This window comes from Chloroherpetonaceae bacterium, from assembly GCA_033763895.1.
Classification (GTDB): domain Bacteria; phylum Bacteroidota; class Chlorobiia; order Chlorobiales; family Thermochlorobacteraceae; genus JANRJQ01.
The window spans coordinates 467,189-484,712 of the sequence record JANRJQ010000004.1; the positions used below are offsets into that span (position 1 = coordinate 467,189).

The window sequence follows — 17,524 nt, forward strand, 5'->3', positions numbered from 1 at the left end:
AGTTAAGTATGGATATGTCAGAGAAAGAGACTCAAACAAAAGGCCAGATTTCAGAAGATTCAGAAACAGTTCCGGACATTCGTATTGGTGAAAGAATCAGAGCGCGTAGAAATCGTCCTAAGTCCTTTTTAAGCCGAATTACGGTCAATGAAATCATCGGCTATTCTCTTTCCCTGACCTTTTTTGTACTGGCGGTTGCCGTTTTTATCGGAAAAGGGATGCCTTCAGGGTCATCAAGGCAATTTCAAAATATGATGACGGGCATTTTTCTCCTTTATAGCATTTATAGATTTGTGGTCACCCGTGCAAAAGCAGCACAAAAACGTAGAATTGACTCTATCAATGACCATCGTCGAAAACTAGGGGAAGAATCTCCCGATGATAGGGATGAGTAAGAATTCGTTTGCACACCACGTATTTGGATTTCCTCAAGTATTTTCATTCCTAAATTCTTATCGCAATTTCATTTTTCTTATTGCTTTCGAATTCTTCCTCTTTTCGCTCCTAAATTGGAATGCAGAGACGATGTCTGGCATTCTTCCTTATTACAACGATTTTTCAGAATACATTCACTCGGGATTTAACCCTAATTATCAATTTCAATTGAATGAATATACCTTCCCAATGTGGGGGTATGGTTTTATTCTTGCACTCACGAAGAGTAAAACTCTGATCATTTTTTTTCAGTGTTTTGCATCCTTTTTACTCATCCTCCTCTCAGAGAGAGTCATATGGCGTCAAATTCGCAACCCAAAGTCTATTCTTATTTTTCGTTTGATTTGTGTGTTAGGCTTTTCGTGGTTTCTTTTTCACGGGATTCTTTGGCCATATTCTTTTTCTGCATCATTATTAACCCTTTCGCTTCTTCTCTTATTTGATGGCCTTGAAAGCACTTTCAAGGTTTTTTTTTCAGGCCTCGCGTTTGGCCTTGCACTGAACTTTCGCTCCGACTATTTTTTATTCGCCTTTCTTATTTTTTTCATTTTTTTCGTTTCATCAATTCTTGAAAAAAAATATGTGTCTCTCCTAAAGATTTTTATTTGGGCAATAACAATCTTCATTTTTCTCCTTCCTTGGGGTTTTTATTCCAAAGCCAAAACCGGCAATTTTCTTCTTACTTCATCAAATTCCGGGCATCATTTGTTTATCAGTCTAGGGCAATTACCCGGAAATCTTTGGGGCATTACGCCTTTTGATCATGACCCTAAAATGAAATCAATAGTTTCCACCTACTTTGGAAAAGAAGTTTCAACGCTCAGTGCAAAAGCAGATCCTCTCTTAAAATCCGCTTGGCGTGATTCTGTTATTGCGCACCCTGTAGAGTTTGTAAAGAAATGCGGATTCAATTTTCTTTTGGTTCTTACAAAGCCCTTTTATACAGGGGAAATTGAAAAAACAGTATCGTCTTACTTCTTTAAGAAATCTTTGTTAGGTGAATTTCGCCCTGATAGTTTTAATCTTAAAGAGTTGCTGTCAACCATTCATAATAACCCGTTATCACTTTTGTTGTTACTACCAAAATTTATAGTGATAGGGGTTTCCATCTTGGTTTTTTATTCCGGTCTTTTTTCTTTAGGTCTCTTCTTAAAAGAAATATTTAAAGGGTCTTGGAAATTTGAACCTTCAACATTACCGCTGCACATTACCGCCTTAGTTATATTGTATCAATTGGCTATTCTCATCGGGGTTTATGCGATGAGCGCTTATCATACCAATGTGTATTTGTTTTATGCAATTTTGATTACCATAGTGGGAGATCGTTTTTTTTCAAGTCAATTACGCTGATTGGAAATTGATCACTCTATTTTTGCAAATGAATTACGAAACGGTAAATTGAAGTTCGAAAAATAAATTTTTACTTTTTTTAATCTCTGAACTTATTAACTCTTATGGCGATGGATGCACTTGGAATGGTTGAAACCAAAGGACTTATCGGCGCAATCGAAGCCGCTGATGCAATGGTGAAAGCCGCAAAAGTAGAATTAATTGGAAAAGAAACCATTGGTGGCGGGTATGTTACAGTAATGGTTCGAGGCGATGTCGGTGCTGTTAAAGCCGCAACGGATGCTGGCGCTGCTGCAGCACAACGAGTAGGCGAATTGGTTTCAGTCCACGTCATTCCCCGTCCGCATGCCGAAGTGGAATCGATTCTTCCCAAAAAATCTTAACGCGTAACAAGTCATGCGCGGCTTAGCACTTGGGTTAATCGAAACCCGCGGGCTTATCGCTGCTTTGGAAGCAGCCGATGCAGCACTAAAATCGGCAGATGTCAAGTTAATTTCAAAAGACCGGGTTGATGCGGCATTGGTTACGGTGAAGTTGGTTGGAGAAGTTTCTGCTGTTGAAGCCGCTGTTGAGGCAGGTGCAGCCGCGGCTGCACGCATTGGCAAACTTGTTGGAAAGCATATTATTGCTCGCCCCGATGACGGCATTTACAACGATTTAATTGCGGTTGAAATTGATTCGCGGAAAAAGAAAAAAGTTACTTCAGTTCTGAAATCGCTTTCAGATTCAAAACCCGATTTACAGTCAAAAGAAAATGGAGTTGAAGAATCCGTAACTGCTGATGTATCCATCATATTTGATACAATGACCTTAGAAAAGTTTACCGTTGAGGAGCTTCGCAAAGTCGCACGCAAAATTCCGGATTTTCCTATTCAAGGGCGTGAAATCTCTCGTTCCAATCGTGATGAATTGGCTCGCCTTTTAAGGCCATATGCTACTGATTACTCGCCGCCACTCATTTAAGCGCTTTTCATTTTTAACACTGAAAGCAAAAAGGGTTCTCCAAGAGAACCCTTTTTGCTTGAAAAGACAACAGAAAATTAGAATTTAATTTTATCGCTCATCGCCTTGACATCTGCCGCTGATTTATGAAGTGCAGCCAGATCATCACTTTCAAGTTCAATTTCAAGAATCTGCTCGATTCCATTTCTGCCTAATTTCACCGGTACACCACAATAAACTTCATTAAGCCCATACTGGCCGGTGAGCCAAGCAGCACAAGGTAAAATGCGTTTGCGGTCTTTGACAATAGATTCAATCATCTCAACGGCCGCGGCAGATGGGGCATAATACGCTGAGCCGGTTTTTAAGAGACCAACGATTTCAGCACCGCCGTTTTTTGCACGATCAGACATCACCTTCAAGCGTTCTTCCGCCTTGGTTTTATCTTTATAATGCATCATTAAGTATTCACGAATCGGAATACCGGCAACGGTTGTGTATTTTGCAACGGGCACCATAGAATCGCCGTGGCCGCCAAGCACAAATGCGTTGATGTCTTGCATTGAAACGCCCAGTTCCATCGAAATAAATGAGCGGAAACGCGCGGTATCTAATACGCCCGCCATTCCAAAAACACGGTGCGATGGTAATCCACTTCGGAGATAAGCGACGTAAGTCATTACATCAAGCGGATTTGAAACCACGATAATAATCGCGTTGGGTGATTTTGCAATCGCTTTATCAGTCACATCCTTGACGATATTTGCATTGGTATTCATCAAATCATCTCGGCTCATTCCGGGCTTGCGAGCAATGCCGGCGGTAATCAAGATGATTTCTGAACCTGCGGTTTCATCATAACCGTTTGTACCGGTAATTCTGGTGTCAAAGAGTTCAATTGGGCCTGATTCATACATATCCAAGCCTTTGCCTTGAGGCACACCTTCAACTACGTCAACGAGCACCACTTCATGTGCTAACTCTTTTTCGATCAGGCGCTGAGCGGCTGTGGCGCCGACATTTCCGGCACCGACAACAGTAATTTTCATACTTCAATTTGGTTTGATTCAAAAAAATGTGAAAAGAAAACAGAAAAAAAATTCATTGTTAAGGAGATATTGAAAATCTCTTGTAATCTGTGATTCGTATTTTTTAGAAAAGAGAATATGTAGGGTTTACCGCTTTCTTGACGGCTCAAAGGGTTAAAAGCGGGGCAAAGAAAAGGAATCATACTTCACAGCTGCTAAGCAGCATCTAAAGGCAACAAAACTAATAAGCAAATATACGGATTTTTTTTAGGGTATTGCACAAAGTTATGAAGCAAAAATTAAGTGAGCTTCTTCTCAGAAAATGTTAATACAGTATTGATATTCCCGCTCTCAAGAAATACGCATTTGGTAAATCAAAACTTGTTGCATCTGGCCGTTCATCGACACCTAATTCTTTGTAGCGGCTCACCGAATATTCGTATCTCCGGAGAAGGGTATAGCCGGCATCTCCGGTGATGTAAAGCTTATCGAACAAATTATATCGCACGACCCCGCTCAGTGTCGCATTCGCGAAGGCCAATCGATCGCTTTGAGAGCCTATTCTGTTTTTCACATCACCAATAAAGTAACTCGAGCCAATTAACGCGACGGAAAGCCCTACTTCAAGCGGTTTGCTTAGATACATTGTGAAGTCAGCACGTTGAGGCAATAAAACATCGAGGAGATACTTTTTCCCAAACAGATTGCCGTTGTTTAAAATATGCAGAAGCGGTATTGCAGGAAGAACTCTTCCAAAGTTCGAGGGTTGAATTGCAATCCCTAATCCAATTGTGAATGTAGGAGAAACAATGTAATCAGCAAATCCGGCAGCCTCGAATCGGAAATGATTCCAAGTGATGTTGAAGAAATCAGAGAAAATCCCGGGACGCAACGCTAAAACTGCTGTCCATTCATCAGAAAGTGAATGAAGAACGGTAAGGTCATATTGAAGCAAATGATATTCAGTCTTAATATTTGAAGGTAAAATAGCAGTTGGCATTCCTAACGGATCAGGAGGTGATTGCGATTGGGGAAATTCACGAATGATATTCAAGTATCGATAGCTAAATCCATTTAAAATGAGGGTTTCACCCTCTTCACCAAAAATAGATCGTAACGAAGCATTAAAATTTACTGAAAAAGAGGAAAGGGTATTACTACTATCACTGATTTCGCTCTTTCCCCACATTTCATAGCGAACGCCAATTTGCTCGCGCTGTGCAATAAGTGTTGAAGGAAAAACTAAGACGAGAACTAAAAGATAACTGAACGCAAAGATTCTTTGATTGGCTGAGATTCTCATTTCTTAAAGGTTCGTTTACTAACGGATTAACTTCAATATCTCAATTTTCATTGTTTTTCTAGCTTTACTCCACGCCTGCCTTTAAGCGATGCTTAAATTGCTTCTTGAATTTTTCAATTTTCGGGTTGATGACGAAAATGCAGTAGCTGTTGCCCGCGCCAACACGATTGAAATAATTCTGATGATAATTTTCAGCAACATAAAATGTTGATGCTTCTGTAATTTCTGTCACCACTTTATTATTCCACCAATCTTGCGCAAGCTTTAAAACTTCCTCAGCATCTTTCTTTTGGCTTTCATTCAAGTAAAAAACACCTGAGCGATATTGTGTACCGACATCATTTCCTTGTCTATTCAGTGTAGTTGGGTCGTGTGTTTGCCAAAATACTTCCAACAATTCTTTATAAGATATTTTAGATGGGTCAAATAAAATTCGGCAAGCCTCAGCATGTCCTGTTTGCCCACTACAAACCTCATCATAAGTAGGGTTGAGCTTTTTTCCTCCGATGTATCCTGATTCTACTTTCTCGACTCCATCAAGCCTTTGAAAAACTGCTTCGGTACACCAAAAACATCCATTTGCAAAAATTGCGGTTTGTAAGTCTTTAGAAGACATCGTTTCTCCTGTTAAAGTTGCAGTTTGAATTAATTTCGATTCTTGTTCTTGAGGCAATTTCTGCTGATTGGAAGTGCATCCAACCATCATCGCGAAGACTGATATTATTAAAACGATTGCTTTCATTCGAAAAAGATTTTTTTAACGAGCACTTGTGAATTTCAAAAACTTCTCTAACTTCATAATCGAAAGTAGCTTCAAATGTTCACAAAAGTATCATAACAAAGTCACATAACTTTGCGTTTATGGTGAGCATTTTTTTTATGGGACTATCTATCGACAATAAGAAGCAGAGAACGCTTCCCCGTTAACGGGCAACATTCAGGTTTAACATTTTTTATACATTTGGGCGAGTTTCTCGCCCTTTTTTTTTTGATGAATTCTGATAAAGCAACAAACAAATCAGTAAACAAATTGGTTGTATATTTTAGATTCAATCACCATTTATGATTCTTTTTATCAATGACGGTCATACCCGAGCAACTATCGAAACTTCGCACCCGCTTTGACACCTTGCGAGCGAATCCTTCGAGCAACCCATTCGAGGTTTTAGAGGCAGCAAATGATTTTGCTTGGGAATTACGAATGACTGATGCAAAGCAAGCCCTTTTGCTTGGCTCTGAAACACAAATGCAGGCTTCCGATTTTGTGACCCCTGAAGCAGAGGAAGGTCTTATAGATTTCATCACTCGAAAAAAGTATATCCTCTCAAGAGCACAACTTATTGTTGGCGAATGTCATTGGCGTCTCTCTGATTATGTCAATGCCATCAGTAATCTTCAGAATGCTCTCATTGAATTAGAAGCTATCGGGGATGTCCTTGAAAGTAGAAACTTTGTCGCTCAAGCACTAAACGGATTAGCGATTGTATATGAACGCTTTGGAGAATATCAAAAGGCACTTCAGAATCACCAACAAAGCTTGAGTATTCGACGCTCAATGCTTGATCGAATCGGCGAAGCCTCCTCTTTAATGGGTATAGGAATTGTGCATCAATATCTTGGTGACTATGCCACTTCGCTCGAATACCTTCATCGAAGTTTGAAATTAAGGCAGGAAATCACTGACCGTTATGGGGAAGCATCTTCGTACAATCAACTTGGCGCTGTTTACTCTAAAATTAATGACATTTCTAAAGCCGTTGATTGTTTTCACAAAAGTCTATTTATTCGTCAAGAGTTAAAAGATTATTTAGGGGAGGCAACCGTTCTATCCAATCTTGGGGATGCTTATCTCAAACTGACAGAAACAGAGCAAGCCTTAGAATGTTACCAAAAAAGTTTAAAGATTAAACGAGATAGCGGAGATCAGCGCGCTGAAGCAATGGCTTTGATCGGAATCGGCAAGGTTTATTTTAGTATCAATGAAGAAGACAAAGCGATATCGTTTTATCTGCAAGCCTATGCCATCAGCAATTTAATTAGCGAGCCGCGGCTTCAAGCGGAAACTCTCTTTGAAATAGCACGGGCATCGTCTCTTTTACCTAAAGAAAAAATCAAGGATGAAACTGAAAACAATACTTTAATTATCGATTGTCTTCAGAAATCTTTATCAATTGCTGAACAACTGGGAGCCAAAAACCTTATCTATCCGATTTACCTTCAACTTGCAAAAATTAGTGAAAAAGTAGGCGAAACCACTACTGCGCTAAGCTATTACAAACTTTATAATGTTGCTCGCGAGGAAGTATTTAATCTTGAAACGGAAGAGAGAATTCGTCGAATTCGAATCCTCAATGAAATTGAAAAAAAGGAACGCGAAGCTGCATTTGAACGAAGAGAAGCTGAGATTTACAGACGACGCAATGCTGATTTAGAGCATACCTTAGCAGAGGCTGAACGCCAACGCCATATTGCACAAGAAGCCAATGCAATAAAAACAGAACTGCTTGCTATTGCTGCTCATGATATGAAGAATCCTCTTCAATCGATTTTGGGCTTTACCGAGTTTTTGCTAGAAGAAACCTCAAGAGATTCCGCTGCTCACGAATACCTCACCATCATTCGCCAAAGTGCCAACGGAATGTTTCAACTCATTAGCGATTTACTTAAAACCGCTTCACTCGAAAGTGGAAGAATAAAGCTTCGGAAAGATCGGTTTAATTTATACTCTACCGTTTTTTTCATTATTGAGTCGTACAAATCAACGGCATATCGAAAGTTGCAATCTTTGTATTTCGATTCTCCAGAGGTCATTATGATGACAGGTGACGAAGATCGGGTTCGCGAAGCCGTTGAAAATCTGATTAGCAACGCAATTAAGTATTCACCCCAAGGGAAAACAATTTTTATTAAGATTGAAATTCTTATCACCCAATTAATTATTTCTGTGAAGGATGAAGGCTTAGGATTAACCGATGATGACAAGGAAAAACTTTTCGGTCAATTTCAGAGGCTTTCAGCACGCCCCACAGGCGGTGAACCTTCAACCGGTTTAGGTTTAGCCCTAACCAAACAGATTATTGAACTACACGGCGGTTCAGTTTGGGCAGATTCGCCCGGAAAAAATCTTGGATCAACTTTTTTTATTAAGCTACCGTTAAAATCTGATTATACAGAGACATCCTTATGATCAATTCTCACTCCTGATTTTTTCAATCTGTTTTGTTTTTTCTTTCCCCCATTTTGCCATTTCATGAACGACCGGAGATAGTGACTGTCCTAGTTTTGTAAGGGTATATTCAACTTTTGGCGGAACCTCAGCATAAACTTTTCTCTCGATAACTTTATCGGACTCCAACTCGCGAAGCTGTTGTGTAAGCATTTTTTGAGTGATACCAGATATTTGCCTTTTCAATTCACCAAACCGTTTCACCCCGCTTTTAAGATGATAAAGAATTTTCAATTTCCATTTTCCTCCAATTACTTCCATAGTAACATCAACAGGGCAAAGCCCGTCAAAGGAGCATTTTTTTACATCATTTTTTTGGTCCATATCCCGCTAATTCAAGTCAGTATTTCAAAAGTTACTTTTTGGATACTATAATACTTATTAGTGCCTACTTTACAAAATAACGCTATTCCTTTACCTTCTTCATAGCGCACCCGAATATGATTAGGGCCGACGCTTTTAATTAATCAACTATTACTTGCTATGAAATCACATCAATTTTCTGTCTCTCGGCTTCCTTTGACTTTTGTTTCGAACGAATCTCAAAGTGAACCGATGTCATCATTGAAGGCTTTGGAAACACTCCAAGAAAAAAATGATAAACACGATGATCAATTACTTGATGCCTATTCATTTGCTGTTTCAAGCGCCGCTGAAAGAGTTTCTCCTTCGGTTGTTAAAATTGAAACATCAAGAAGTTTTCCCACACGCCTAGAAAAAGCAAGAGCGACTTCAGGGAGTGGCTCTGGATTTATTTTTACACCGGATGGATTCATCCTTACAAATAGTCATGTTGTAAATGGTGCAAAAGAAATTGTGGTTACGCTTCTCGACGGCCGAACGGCCACGGCTACATTGATTGGTAATGATGAGCATACTGATTTAGCTGTGCTTCAAATTTCGACCTCTGGCTTGAATATTGCTGCATTAGGTGATTCCTCCAAAGTCAAAGTTGGGCATTTGGCAATTGCGATTGGAAATCCTTATGGATTTCAATATAGCGTAACAGCCGGTGTCATTAGCGCCTTGGGTCGATCGCTTCGATCAAATACAGGTCGATTAATCGATCATGTCATTCAAACCGATGCTGCTTTAAACCCCGGAAATTCTGGAGGGCCACTTGTGGATTCAAAAGGCAGAGTCATTGGGGTGAATACCGCCGTTATTCTTCCCGCACAAGGAATTTGCTTTGCGATTGCCATAGACACTGCGAAACGAGTCGCTAGCGATATTCTTCAATATGGAAAAGTACGGCGTGGCTACATCGGAATAGCAGGGCAAACTATTCGCCTTCCTAAGCCTGTGATTCGTGCCCACCAGTTGGTTTCAGATACGGGCGTAATGGTGGCCTCAATCGAAAAAAATAGCCCAGCAGAGCGCGCTGGAATTGAAGAAGGAGATATCATCGTCGCATATGGCGAAGAGTTAATTTCTTCTATTGATGATCTGCATCGCTTATTAACCAAAGAACGAATTGGAAATTCTGGTGAACTGATCATCATTCGCTCTCCGCAAAAGACGATTGTACCAATAATTCCTGAAGAGAGGGTTTCTTAAGATTTGGAAAATTTGAATCAACAAAAAACCGCCGATTTCTCGGCGGTTTTTGTTTTAGCAAGCCGCAAACCTCCTTAGTCGCGGCAACCTCTAAATTCATATTCTCACAACTCTGTGTGCTTTAAATGCTACAAGCTTTTGAAAAGCCTTGAATCATTGCCTTCCACATTGCAACATTGATTTGAAAGTCTCGCTGCGCCTCGGAAAGTTGATGTTTGAGTTCTTCAAGCCTAAAATGAATTTCTTCATTTTTCTTAGCCTTTAGTGCATAATATTCTTCTCGAAGCTCTGAGAGTTTTTCTCCTGCATCTAGAATTCTTTTTCGTGCAGCGGCAAGCGTTTCATTGGCATATGTGGCGAGAGCGGGAGATTTTTGTGTAAGTGCCTGAAGAATTTCGCGTTCTTGAACAGCCACTCGGCGTTGCAAAATCTTTTCGGGACTCATACGATTTAATCGTGTAGCTAAACCAAGTAAGTTCATCAAGTAAATCACCCATTTTGTGGGGTCAAAGTGATAAAAGCGAATCCCATTTCGATAGTCACCCGGAAATTCATGATGAAAGTTATGGTAACCTTCACCGTGAGTGAGCAGGGCGGTAAACCAACTGTCGCGCGCAGTAATTATGTCTGAATAAGGTCGGGTGCCGATATAATGGCAAAGAGAATTGATAAAAAAAGTAAGATGATGGTTAATGCTTAATCTTAATGCCCCCGCGACAATAAGTCCTCCAATCGGATCAAGCCATAGTGAAGCAATTAGCATTGGAAAAACAAAACTCATAAATGACGCAACCGCGATGTAATATTTATGTTGAAAACGGATTACTGCGTCTTTGGAAAGATCAGGTACAATGGCGGGATTCATTTCCCAATTTTTCTTAAAGATCCACCCTAAGTGTGCGTACCAAAAACCTTTTTTTATCGCATAGGGGTCTTCATCTTTATCTTGAAATCGATGATGAATTCGGTGATCTGCAGACCACTCCAAAACGGAGCCCTCAAACGCCATTGCGCCCGAGAAAATAAAAAATAATTCTATCGGTCTTTTTGCGTCGTAACTGCGATGAGAAAAGAGTCGATGATAGCCGGCGGTAATACTCATCCCGGCTATCTTCCAGAGTACAATAGCAAGAATTACCGTTGACCAGTTAAAAAACTCTGAATTCGCCCAAATGAAGGTTCCTAAAATTCCAATAAGTGGCGTTATGATAAAGAAGTAAAGGTTTGTACGGTTGAGGTGTTTTTTGGGGAAAGACTTTGAAATTTCATTGGCAGTTTCACTAATGGGTTTACTTACTTCGATTAACGACAAATGATTCAACATATTATTAAATGTGATTCGATAAAACTTTAACTTAAATTACAAATAATCTCAATCAAAGCTGAATTCTGATTTCAAAAAAACGTTATTGCTCTGCCGGAGTATATCCCTCACGACGAAGATTCTCTTGCTCCAATTGAATTTGTAGCGAAATCCGGTGGGAATTACCTAATTGATCGTTCCCATCAAACTTTGCAAAACCATAATCGATATTAACTTGCGAAAGTTTAATTCCTGCGCCAAGTGTCAGACGGCGCAAATCGTCCCATCCGGCGCGTATCGAAACAGAATTTTTGTATGTGTATTCTCCGCCCAATCGAATGTTAGAACTGATGTTTCCAATGTAAAAATCAGCAGTGCTTTTTCTTCCCTCAAACCGAAAATCGGAATCAATTGAACAAAGAAACCTTCCTTCCCAAAAAGGGGCGACAAAACTCCCCCCGATTTTAGCAGTTGGTGCAATCAATTCATTTCTTAATGATTGCGCGTTGGGCTTACTTTTTTCTTCTTCACTTAAGCTCCACGAAAGGAACGTTGTGGTTACATCTTGAATTGAAGCGCCGATCGCAAAGTTATCACTGACAACATACTGTACCCCCACATCGAAACCGATTCCCCACGCAGAAGCAATACTTCCCACATTTCTCAAAATTAGTTTTGCATTCGCTCCGTACGAAAGTTGATAGGGTGTTTTTGAAGCAAATGAAATAAAAAATGCATAATCAGCTGCATTGAAACGGCTGATAAAATTTTCGGGATTCGCTAAGGGTTGACCGCGAGAATCATCCCAAGCAGCACGGGTATCCGGAATATCTGAAACACTTAACCGAAGTAAGCTAAACCCAATCGTATGATTTTCTTGAAGAGGCAATGCGGCTGCGAGATAATCGTACTGGACGACACTTCCAAAACTTTGTGAGTGCATCGCAGCCGCTTGAGGGTAATTCATTGATGCAAGACCGGCTGGATTCCAATACCCAGCAGTAACATCTGAAATAGAGGCTGAAACAGCTCCACCCATTCCAAGTGAACGAGCACCAACCCCTAAGGTTAAAAATTCACCGGCGTATTTCCCGATTACGGTTTGTGCGGAAATCGAATTAGAAATTGAAACGATGAGTAAAAAAAGAAAAGCGGTGCTCACCGATTGATCTTGTTTGAAACGAATTTTCAATTTTCTATACATTTTCTTTAGAACGAACATCACCTTAAGTGCAACTTTATCGATCAATATGATTTGAAGTGCAATTCACTTAAAATCGAAATGCAGTTGGGAAATTTGAATACAATATAGATACCTCTCCGAATAAAAAAATCCACGTTTCTCTCCTCTTCTAGAGAACAAGAAACCAATTTCATTTTATTGTTTTGGCTTTCAGGATTAAGATAGGGAATCAAATGAAATGGATAAGACGCCGTTTTTGAATGTTTGTTCAAAGAGTTCAGAAACGGGCGAATCAAAATCAATGACTTTATTGAATCGAAATTCCTTTGATTCAGCGATTAATTCTAAGGCTTGATTCAAACGAATAAGTTTAGCGGATATGGACTCAGGTTTTACACCCGGTAATTGAATAACAAGCAACACTTTTGATTTATCGCAAAACAAATCATATTCAGGTTCTATGGTTTTGAATGTTGCTTTTGGTTCGTCCCTTGTCTTAGCCTCTTTTTTATATCCAGACTTAAATGGGGTCTGCTTTTGATTTTGGTTTCGAGGAATAGACCCTGTTCTTTGATTGCTAGAGGCTTTGCCGAGAGAAAAGTGGTAATTCGCTTTTAATCCCTCTTTAATTTTTTTTAAATCCAATTCCCCTTCAACGACTTTTTTGTCTTTTTTTTCAGTTTCATTTTCGGGTGATAAACCTTGTAAATTATCAGCCAACTTAGCAAGTTTTTCAAGGTTTTCCACCAAGTTACCGCCCAATAAATGACCGAGAACCTCAGTTGCTTTTTTTGATTCGTGCTCCTTATTCATTCTGCATTTACAACGACTTTAAGAGAAAGCATATAGGAAAATTTCTTAATAGTTTAGGGAAATGGTCTTCCACGGTTGGCTGCTTTCTGTTGTGCCTGTCTCAGAGCCCAAACTTGGTGCTGCAGCTGCTTTGGATTCAGGAACGATATTTTTTCGCTCGAAGATTTCTTCAATATTTTTTTTGGCTGTATCCAATTGACCTATGATTTCCTTACGGCGCCGTTCAAGGACAGCCAATTCTTTTTCAAGTCGTTCTTTTTCGACCGTCATCACATAAAGATCAAGATAGGCACCGCTTTTTCCTCTCGGTTTCGATGAGCGTGAGCGAGGAAGTTTTTTGATACTCCGTGTGCTCTTTAATTCGGCTAAAGTTTTCATTATGGTCTCCTCTTCATCTCTGTAGGTTTTGCAGAAAGCTGTTTTTGTAATTCTTCTACTTTGCGTTTTAGCTGTGTGTTTTCATCATTTTGTATTTTTTTGGCCGCTTCGGCTGAAAGATAAGGATCGCTTTGCCACCAATTTATTCCGAGCTGCACGGCTTTATCAACAGAACAAACAACCAACCTTATTTTGATGTTAAGCAGTTCTACATCTGCCAAATTCACTTTGATATCACCTGCTATTACAACGCCCTTATCCAAGACTCTTTCAAGAATATCGCCTAACGTTGAAGCATTGGTATTGTGAACAATATTATCTGCCATATCGCTTAGGAGTTTGAATTTTCATTTTGTTTTGCAAATGAAATCACTTCCAAAGCATTGTTGAGTCGAATTTCGTAAAGATTTCTGTCCATCACTTTACTTGGGATGCCGATAGATTTTATAAAGGCACTTTCTTCATATACTTCTGCATACCCAAGCCATCCTTCACTGCTTTTTTCCAACTTATGCAACTTTGCGACTGAGCCGGTCATTTGGGAGGCGAACTCGAGAACTTTTTTTGCAGCTTGTTCAAAATTCATTGAATATGACATTGATTAGTTTCCGCTTGCCCGCTTATCATTTTGCCGCAAGAGAATTAAGTTATTATGAAGATTATCAAAATTCGACTTTGCTCCTAAATTATTTAGCTTCCCGTTTTGGGAATCGCGATGCAGGGCGGTTCGCTCAACTAACCTTCGAACAATTTGCTTGATTTCATCTTGATTGGTTTTCGACCCGATACGACTTGTTTCGGACGATAAAATATCTTGACAAATTTTTAAGAAAAAATCGGGCGGTTGAAATACTTTGGTTCTTTGAACCGATAAAGTTTTAGAGATCATAATTGCAGCACGAACAGTAGGTGCAAATTCACATCGCCCGCTATCTCGCAATTGACGGACGATTCCCACAATTTCTTCGGCATCTTCAGAAGAACATCCTGATTTAGCAATGACAATCGCGATTTCGGTTTCATAATCAAAATGTTCAAGGTCAATCGTTACCATCCGGTCACGGAGCGCATCTGGTGTTTTGTGAACCCCAGCATATTCTTCAGGATTGCTTGTAAAAACGGCAGTAAATGTGGGATGTACTTTGAGCAGATTGTCTTCACCTGATCGACCGTTTGGCATATCAAGCACTTTTTCTTGGAGTACAGAAAGCAAAACGTTGTTGGCCTCAGGACGTGACCTCGTGAATTCATCATAAAGCAGCGTAAACCCATATTTGCATGCAAGCGTCAAGCGACTATCGACCCACCGTTTGCTCAAATCTTCTTCCACTTTCAGTACACGCGATTGAAACCGATCCACCACTTTTCGGCTGTGATATCCAAAATCACCGCCGATAAGATCGGTTGTTTTGTATTCTGAATCGCCGTGCATCATCATAATTGGTCGGCCAAGCTTGCTCGCCAAATGCATTGCAAGGGTTGTTTTACCTGTTCCCGATGCGCCTCGGAGATGAATGGGAAAGCCCGCTTCGATATATGTCATCGCGCGATAGGTCACTTCCTTGACATACTTGGTTTCAACAAAATCGGGGAGGGGTTTAGCCTCAATCGTTCTGATATCCTCGTTCATTGTTCCTTTTTGATTTGACCAATTTTAATCATTGGCCGTTTAGGGATTCAAGGTCTTCTCGAATGCTTTTTTTGTGACGGGGCAAATGGAATTTGAATAGCGAACTGACTGGCTACTTTCGCTGATTTTTCAGATTCTTTTGATTCGCTTTTTGTTTTTGAACCTAAAAGAGAGTTCCATAAATCAAGACCTTCCTTGCGCTCCGTTTTATACGAATCTAATCTGCTAAAAATTGATTGCCGGATGTGATGAATTTCATTCCGATTTGCATCCATAAATGTATGAATGTGATTCATCAACGCTTCTTGTTCGTTTAACCTTGCTTCAGTATCAGATTTAAGTTTACTTCTTAATTCGCTTTTTGAGGCTTCAATCGATTGAATTAGGGTTTGTCGTTCGTTTTGAAAACGGTTTCTAAATTCCATAACAAGGTGAGTAAGCCCGTTTCGTTCATTCGAAAGCTTTTGATGCAACTCAGTGGCTTGCCTTTTTAAGTCGGCAGCAAGCTCATATTGGGAGTCTTGGTTTTCTTTTCGAATTTGGGCCGTGTCATTCAAGATGTCTTGTACACTTTGATGACGTGCTTCACTTGCAGCATTGCGGGATTCTTTAGCAGCTGCGATGGCTAATACCGTTGACTTTAAACTTGCGGACATAGTTGTGTTCATTTTTTTTATTCAATAGGAAATACCACCGGCGAGTTTACTCCCATTCTCGCCGGTGTAGCCATTTCCTGTAACACGCTTAAGCTGCGTTTGATGTGAGACCAATTGCTTCAGCATACTTTAAGTATGTTTCGACGGAAGCAATAACCACTCGGGCTTCAATCGAAATGAGTTCGATTCCGACGAGGGAGACTCTCACAAAAGCGTCCACCACAATCCCTTTATCGAGGACGCGATCGACAACTTCAGCAAGTGATGATGATGATGTTGATTTTTCAATAGCCATTGTAGTATAAGTGTTTGTTTGCTCCGCCGGTTAGTGTCAGAAAGTGGTGGACGGAAACACCAAATCTCTCTGAATATGTGAATTAATCTTCATAACTAACACAACAAAATAAGATTGAAATAATTAACCGATAACTTTAATCTAAATCATTCAACTTTTTTTTCATTGATAATCGTTACGTTTTCATGAGGTTTTTTGCAACATAATCGTCTTACTTGCAATTTCATCAGCAAACTTCAAAGGGCTTTCCGGGTTATTCTTTTCCGCCAAACCAAAAATCTTTTGAGCCACGATATTGAGTCCAAAAAGCCTCAGCGTCAGTTGCGGCATATATAAAAATGCAGCAGTCAATTCCGGACCTCCGCAAATAAGAAAGGTTGCGATGTCCTTTCCTTTCATACTTTGAAGTAAGTTGCTTTTATCAAGGGTTTGCGAGAGCCCCGGTGACAAGGCAAGATTATAAATCGGTGAGCCGATAAGTACTAGATCAAATTCTTCAAGAAATGAATAGTCTGCAAATGGGGGTGTTTTCGCTTTTTCAACATAAAATCCGTAATGCACAAGCCTTTCGCCGATTGCGTCAATAATTCGGTCGGTTGACCCTCCGGTACTTAGGGCGTCGTAGAGAATAATTGCTTTCATCTTGTAAAAAATTTTCAAAATGGACGATTGTTAAAAGTAAGAAACCCTTGTTAAACAAATCAATTAAAACTTTAACTTATTCATCAACATCGTGTCTTCTTTCAGCGTTTGAACTTCTTTTATCTAACCTAAATTAATTCCTTTTATGAGTGAAGAAATACAACCATCACAAAATCCTGTTCAAGAACCTGATAACTTTAATTCGATTCTGATTGGGGGAGGTTTGATTGTTTTTTTTGGTCTTGTTCCTTATCTCTCCTTTGTGAATATGTGCTGTTTAGGGCTTATTGCCGGTGGAACGCTAAGCGTTTGGCATTATACCAATGCATTCTCACTAACCCTGAGTTCGGGCGAAGGATTTAAGCTTGGGGCATTAACAGGGATTTTAGGAGGTTTGGTTCTTTATGTCCTTCAAATGCTTTGCTTGGTTCTCTTTGATTATCAGCCCGGCACAGAAGAAATGGGGATGATTATGAAATCGTTTATGAAAGGGAACCCTGAGGCCTTAGAAGCTTATGAGCAAGGCATTCAAGATTCTAAGCTTAACGCTTTTAGTGTCAAAAATATTGCTATAGGGGTTCTTTCTACAGTAATTATTTATCCACTTTTTGTTGGCTTAGGAGGTACAATCGGTGCCGCTTTATTCAAAAAAGCCCCTGAGGTCAAATAAGAATTTATTATGACCGCGTTTAAGCCGCCTAAAGGCGGCTTTTTGTTTTTCCAACTCAAGCCATACTGGAAAAATGCGTACTTTTGTCGGTGTGAATTGCAAGTGAAACATCA

21 protein-coding genes are annotated in these 17,524 nt (G+C 39.9%); 7 read left to right on the forward strand and 14 right to left on the reverse strand.

Going from position 1 to position 17,524, the window contains the following annotated elements:
- Nucleotides 1–14 precede the first annotated feature (14 nt).
- The 4 genes from SFU91_02685 to SFU91_02700 all read left to right on the forward strand — a co-directional run bounded on the left by SFU91_02685 (nt 15) and on the right by SFU91_02700 (nt 2,748).
- Nucleotides 15–395, forward strand: coding sequence for a hypothetical protein (locus SFU91_02685; protein ID MDX2127926.1), 381 nt, complete (start codon nt 15–17; stop codon nt 393–395).
- Between the two features lie 130 nt (nt 396–525).
- Complete coding sequence (locus tag SFU91_02690) at nt 526–1,785, forward strand: hypothetical protein (GenBank protein MDX2127927.1); 1,260 nt, start codon at nt 526–528, stop codon at nt 1,783–1,785.
- A gap of 104 nt (nt 1,786–1,889) precedes the next feature.
- Entirely contained in the window at nt 1,890–2,168 is a 279-nt protein-coding gene (gene eutM / locus SFU91_02695; GenBank protein ID MDX2127928.1) for an ethanolamine utilization microcompartment protein EutM, read from the forward strand.
- Between the two features lie 13 nt (nt 2,169–2,181).
- Nucleotides 2,182–2,748, forward strand: a complete 567-nt coding sequence (locus SFU91_02700) for a BMC domain-containing protein (GenBank protein ID MDX2127929.1) — start codon at nt 2,182–2,184, stop codon at nt 2,746–2,748.
- Between the two features lie 77 nt (nt 2,749–2,825).
- Here the strand turns inward: SFU91_02700 and mdh are convergent, their stop codons facing one another.
- The 3 genes from mdh to msrA all read right to left on the reverse strand — a co-directional run bounded on the left by mdh (nt 2,826) and on the right by msrA (nt 5,800).
- Entirely contained in the window at nt 2,826–3,776 is a 951-nt protein-coding gene (mdh, locus tag SFU91_02705) for a malate dehydrogenase (protein ID MDX2127930.1), read from the reverse strand.
- A gap of 304 nt (nt 3,777–4,080) precedes the next feature.
- Nucleotides 4,081–5,058, reverse strand: coding sequence for a DUF6268 family outer membrane beta-barrel protein (locus tag SFU91_02710; GenBank protein MDX2127931.1), 978 nt, complete (start codon nt 5,056–5,058; stop codon nt 4,081–4,083).
- 64 nt (nt 5,059–5,122) lie between these two features.
- Nucleotides 5,123–5,800: a peptide-methionine (S)-S-oxide reductase MsrA gene (gene msrA / locus SFU91_02715; GenBank protein MDX2127932.1), complete on the reverse strand. Its 678-nt coding sequence runs from the start codon at nt 5,798–5,800 to the stop codon at nt 5,123–5,125.
- A gap of 336 nt (nt 5,801–6,136) precedes the next feature.
- Between msrA and SFU91_02720 the strand changes: the two genes are divergently transcribed.
- Entirely contained in the window at nt 6,137–8,245 is a 2,109-nt protein-coding gene (locus SFU91_02720) for a tetratricopeptide repeat-containing sensor histidine kinase (GenBank protein MDX2127933.1), read from the forward strand.
- Here SFU91_02720 and SFU91_02725 read toward each other — a convergent pair whose 3' ends face one another.
- Nucleotides 8,246–8,608 (reverse strand): helix-turn-helix domain-containing protein, encoded by a 363-nt coding sequence (locus SFU91_02725; protein MDX2127934.1) that lies wholly within the window; start codon nt 8,606–8,608, stop codon nt 8,246–8,248.
- A 159-nt stretch (nt 8,609–8,767) separates the two neighbouring features.
- Between SFU91_02725 and SFU91_02730 the strand changes: the two genes are divergently transcribed.
- Complete coding sequence (locus SFU91_02730; protein ID MDX2127935.1) at nt 8,768–9,841, forward strand: trypsin-like peptidase domain-containing protein; 1,074 nt, start codon at nt 8,768–8,770, stop codon at nt 9,839–9,841.
- A gap of 121 nt (nt 9,842–9,962) precedes the next feature.
- Here the strand turns inward: SFU91_02730 and SFU91_02735 are convergent, their stop codons facing one another.
- The 10 genes from SFU91_02735 to SFU91_02780 form a co-directional block, all read right to left on the reverse strand.
- The gene (locus tag SFU91_02735) at nt 9,963–11,165 is read right to left on the reverse strand and encodes a fatty acid desaturase (GenBank protein MDX2127936.1); all 1,203 of its coding nucleotides are present in this window, start codon (nt 11,163–11,165) and stop codon (nt 9,963–9,965) included.
- 82 nt (nt 11,166–11,247) lie between these two features.
- Nucleotides 11,248–12,393 (reverse strand): DUF5723 family protein, encoded by a 1,146-nt coding sequence (locus SFU91_02740; protein ID MDX2127937.1) that lies wholly within the window; start codon nt 12,391–12,393, stop codon nt 11,248–11,250.
- A gap of 150 nt (nt 12,394–12,543) precedes the next feature.
- The gene (locus SFU91_02745) at nt 12,544–13,140 is read right to left on the reverse strand and encodes a hypothetical protein (protein MDX2127938.1); all 597 of its coding nucleotides are present in this window, start codon (nt 13,138–13,140) and stop codon (nt 12,544–12,546) included.
- A gap of 45 nt (nt 13,141–13,185) precedes the next feature.
- Nucleotides 13,186–13,518, reverse strand: a complete 333-nt coding sequence (locus SFU91_02750) for a hypothetical protein (GenBank protein MDX2127939.1) — start codon at nt 13,516–13,518, stop codon at nt 13,186–13,188.
- A complete protein-coding gene (locus SFU91_02755; protein MDX2127940.1) occupies nt 13,518–13,844 on the reverse strand; it encodes a gas vesicle protein in 327 nt (108 codons plus the stop codon). The genes SFU91_02750 and SFU91_02755 overlap by 1 nt, the downstream gene beginning before the upstream one ends.
- Before the next feature lie 5 nt (nt 13,845–13,849).
- Nucleotides 13,850–14,116 carry a hypothetical protein gene (locus tag SFU91_02760; GenBank protein MDX2127941.1) on the reverse strand — a complete coding sequence of 89 codons (267 nt, stop codon included), beginning with the start codon at nt 14,114–14,116 and terminating at the stop codon, nt 13,850–13,852.
- 3 nt (nt 14,117–14,119) lie between these two features.
- Nucleotides 14,120–15,148 carry a gas vesicle protein GvpN gene (gene gvpN / locus SFU91_02765; protein MDX2127942.1) on the reverse strand — a complete coding sequence of 343 codons (1,029 nt, stop codon included), beginning with the start codon at nt 15,146–15,148 and terminating at the stop codon, nt 14,120–14,122.
- Nucleotides 15,149–15,195: 47 nt separating this feature from the next.
- The gene (locus SFU91_02770) at nt 15,196–15,804 is read right to left on the reverse strand and encodes a hypothetical protein (protein ID MDX2127943.1); all 609 of its coding nucleotides are present in this window, start codon (nt 15,802–15,804) and stop codon (nt 15,196–15,198) included.
- A gap of 88 nt (nt 15,805–15,892) precedes the next feature.
- Nucleotides 15,893–16,099 carry a gas vesicle structural protein GvpA gene (gene gvpA / locus SFU91_02775; GenBank protein MDX2127944.1) on the reverse strand — a complete coding sequence of 69 codons (207 nt, stop codon included), beginning with the start codon at nt 16,097–16,099 and terminating at the stop codon, nt 15,893–15,895.
- A 183-nt stretch (nt 16,100–16,282) separates the two neighbouring features.
- On the reverse strand, nt 16,283–16,741 hold the full coding sequence (locus tag SFU91_02780) for a protochlorophyllide oxidoreductase (protein ID MDX2127945.1): 459 nt from the start codon (nt 16,739–16,741) through the stop codon (nt 16,283–16,285).
- A gap of 145 nt (nt 16,742–16,886) precedes the next feature.
- On the opposite strand from SFU91_02780, the gene SFU91_02785 reads away from it, so the two are divergent.
- Nucleotides 16,887–17,411 (forward strand): hypothetical protein, encoded by a 525-nt coding sequence (locus SFU91_02785; protein MDX2127946.1) that lies wholly within the window; start codon nt 16,887–16,889, stop codon nt 17,409–17,411.
- Nucleotides 17,412–17,524 lie beyond the last annotated feature (113 nt).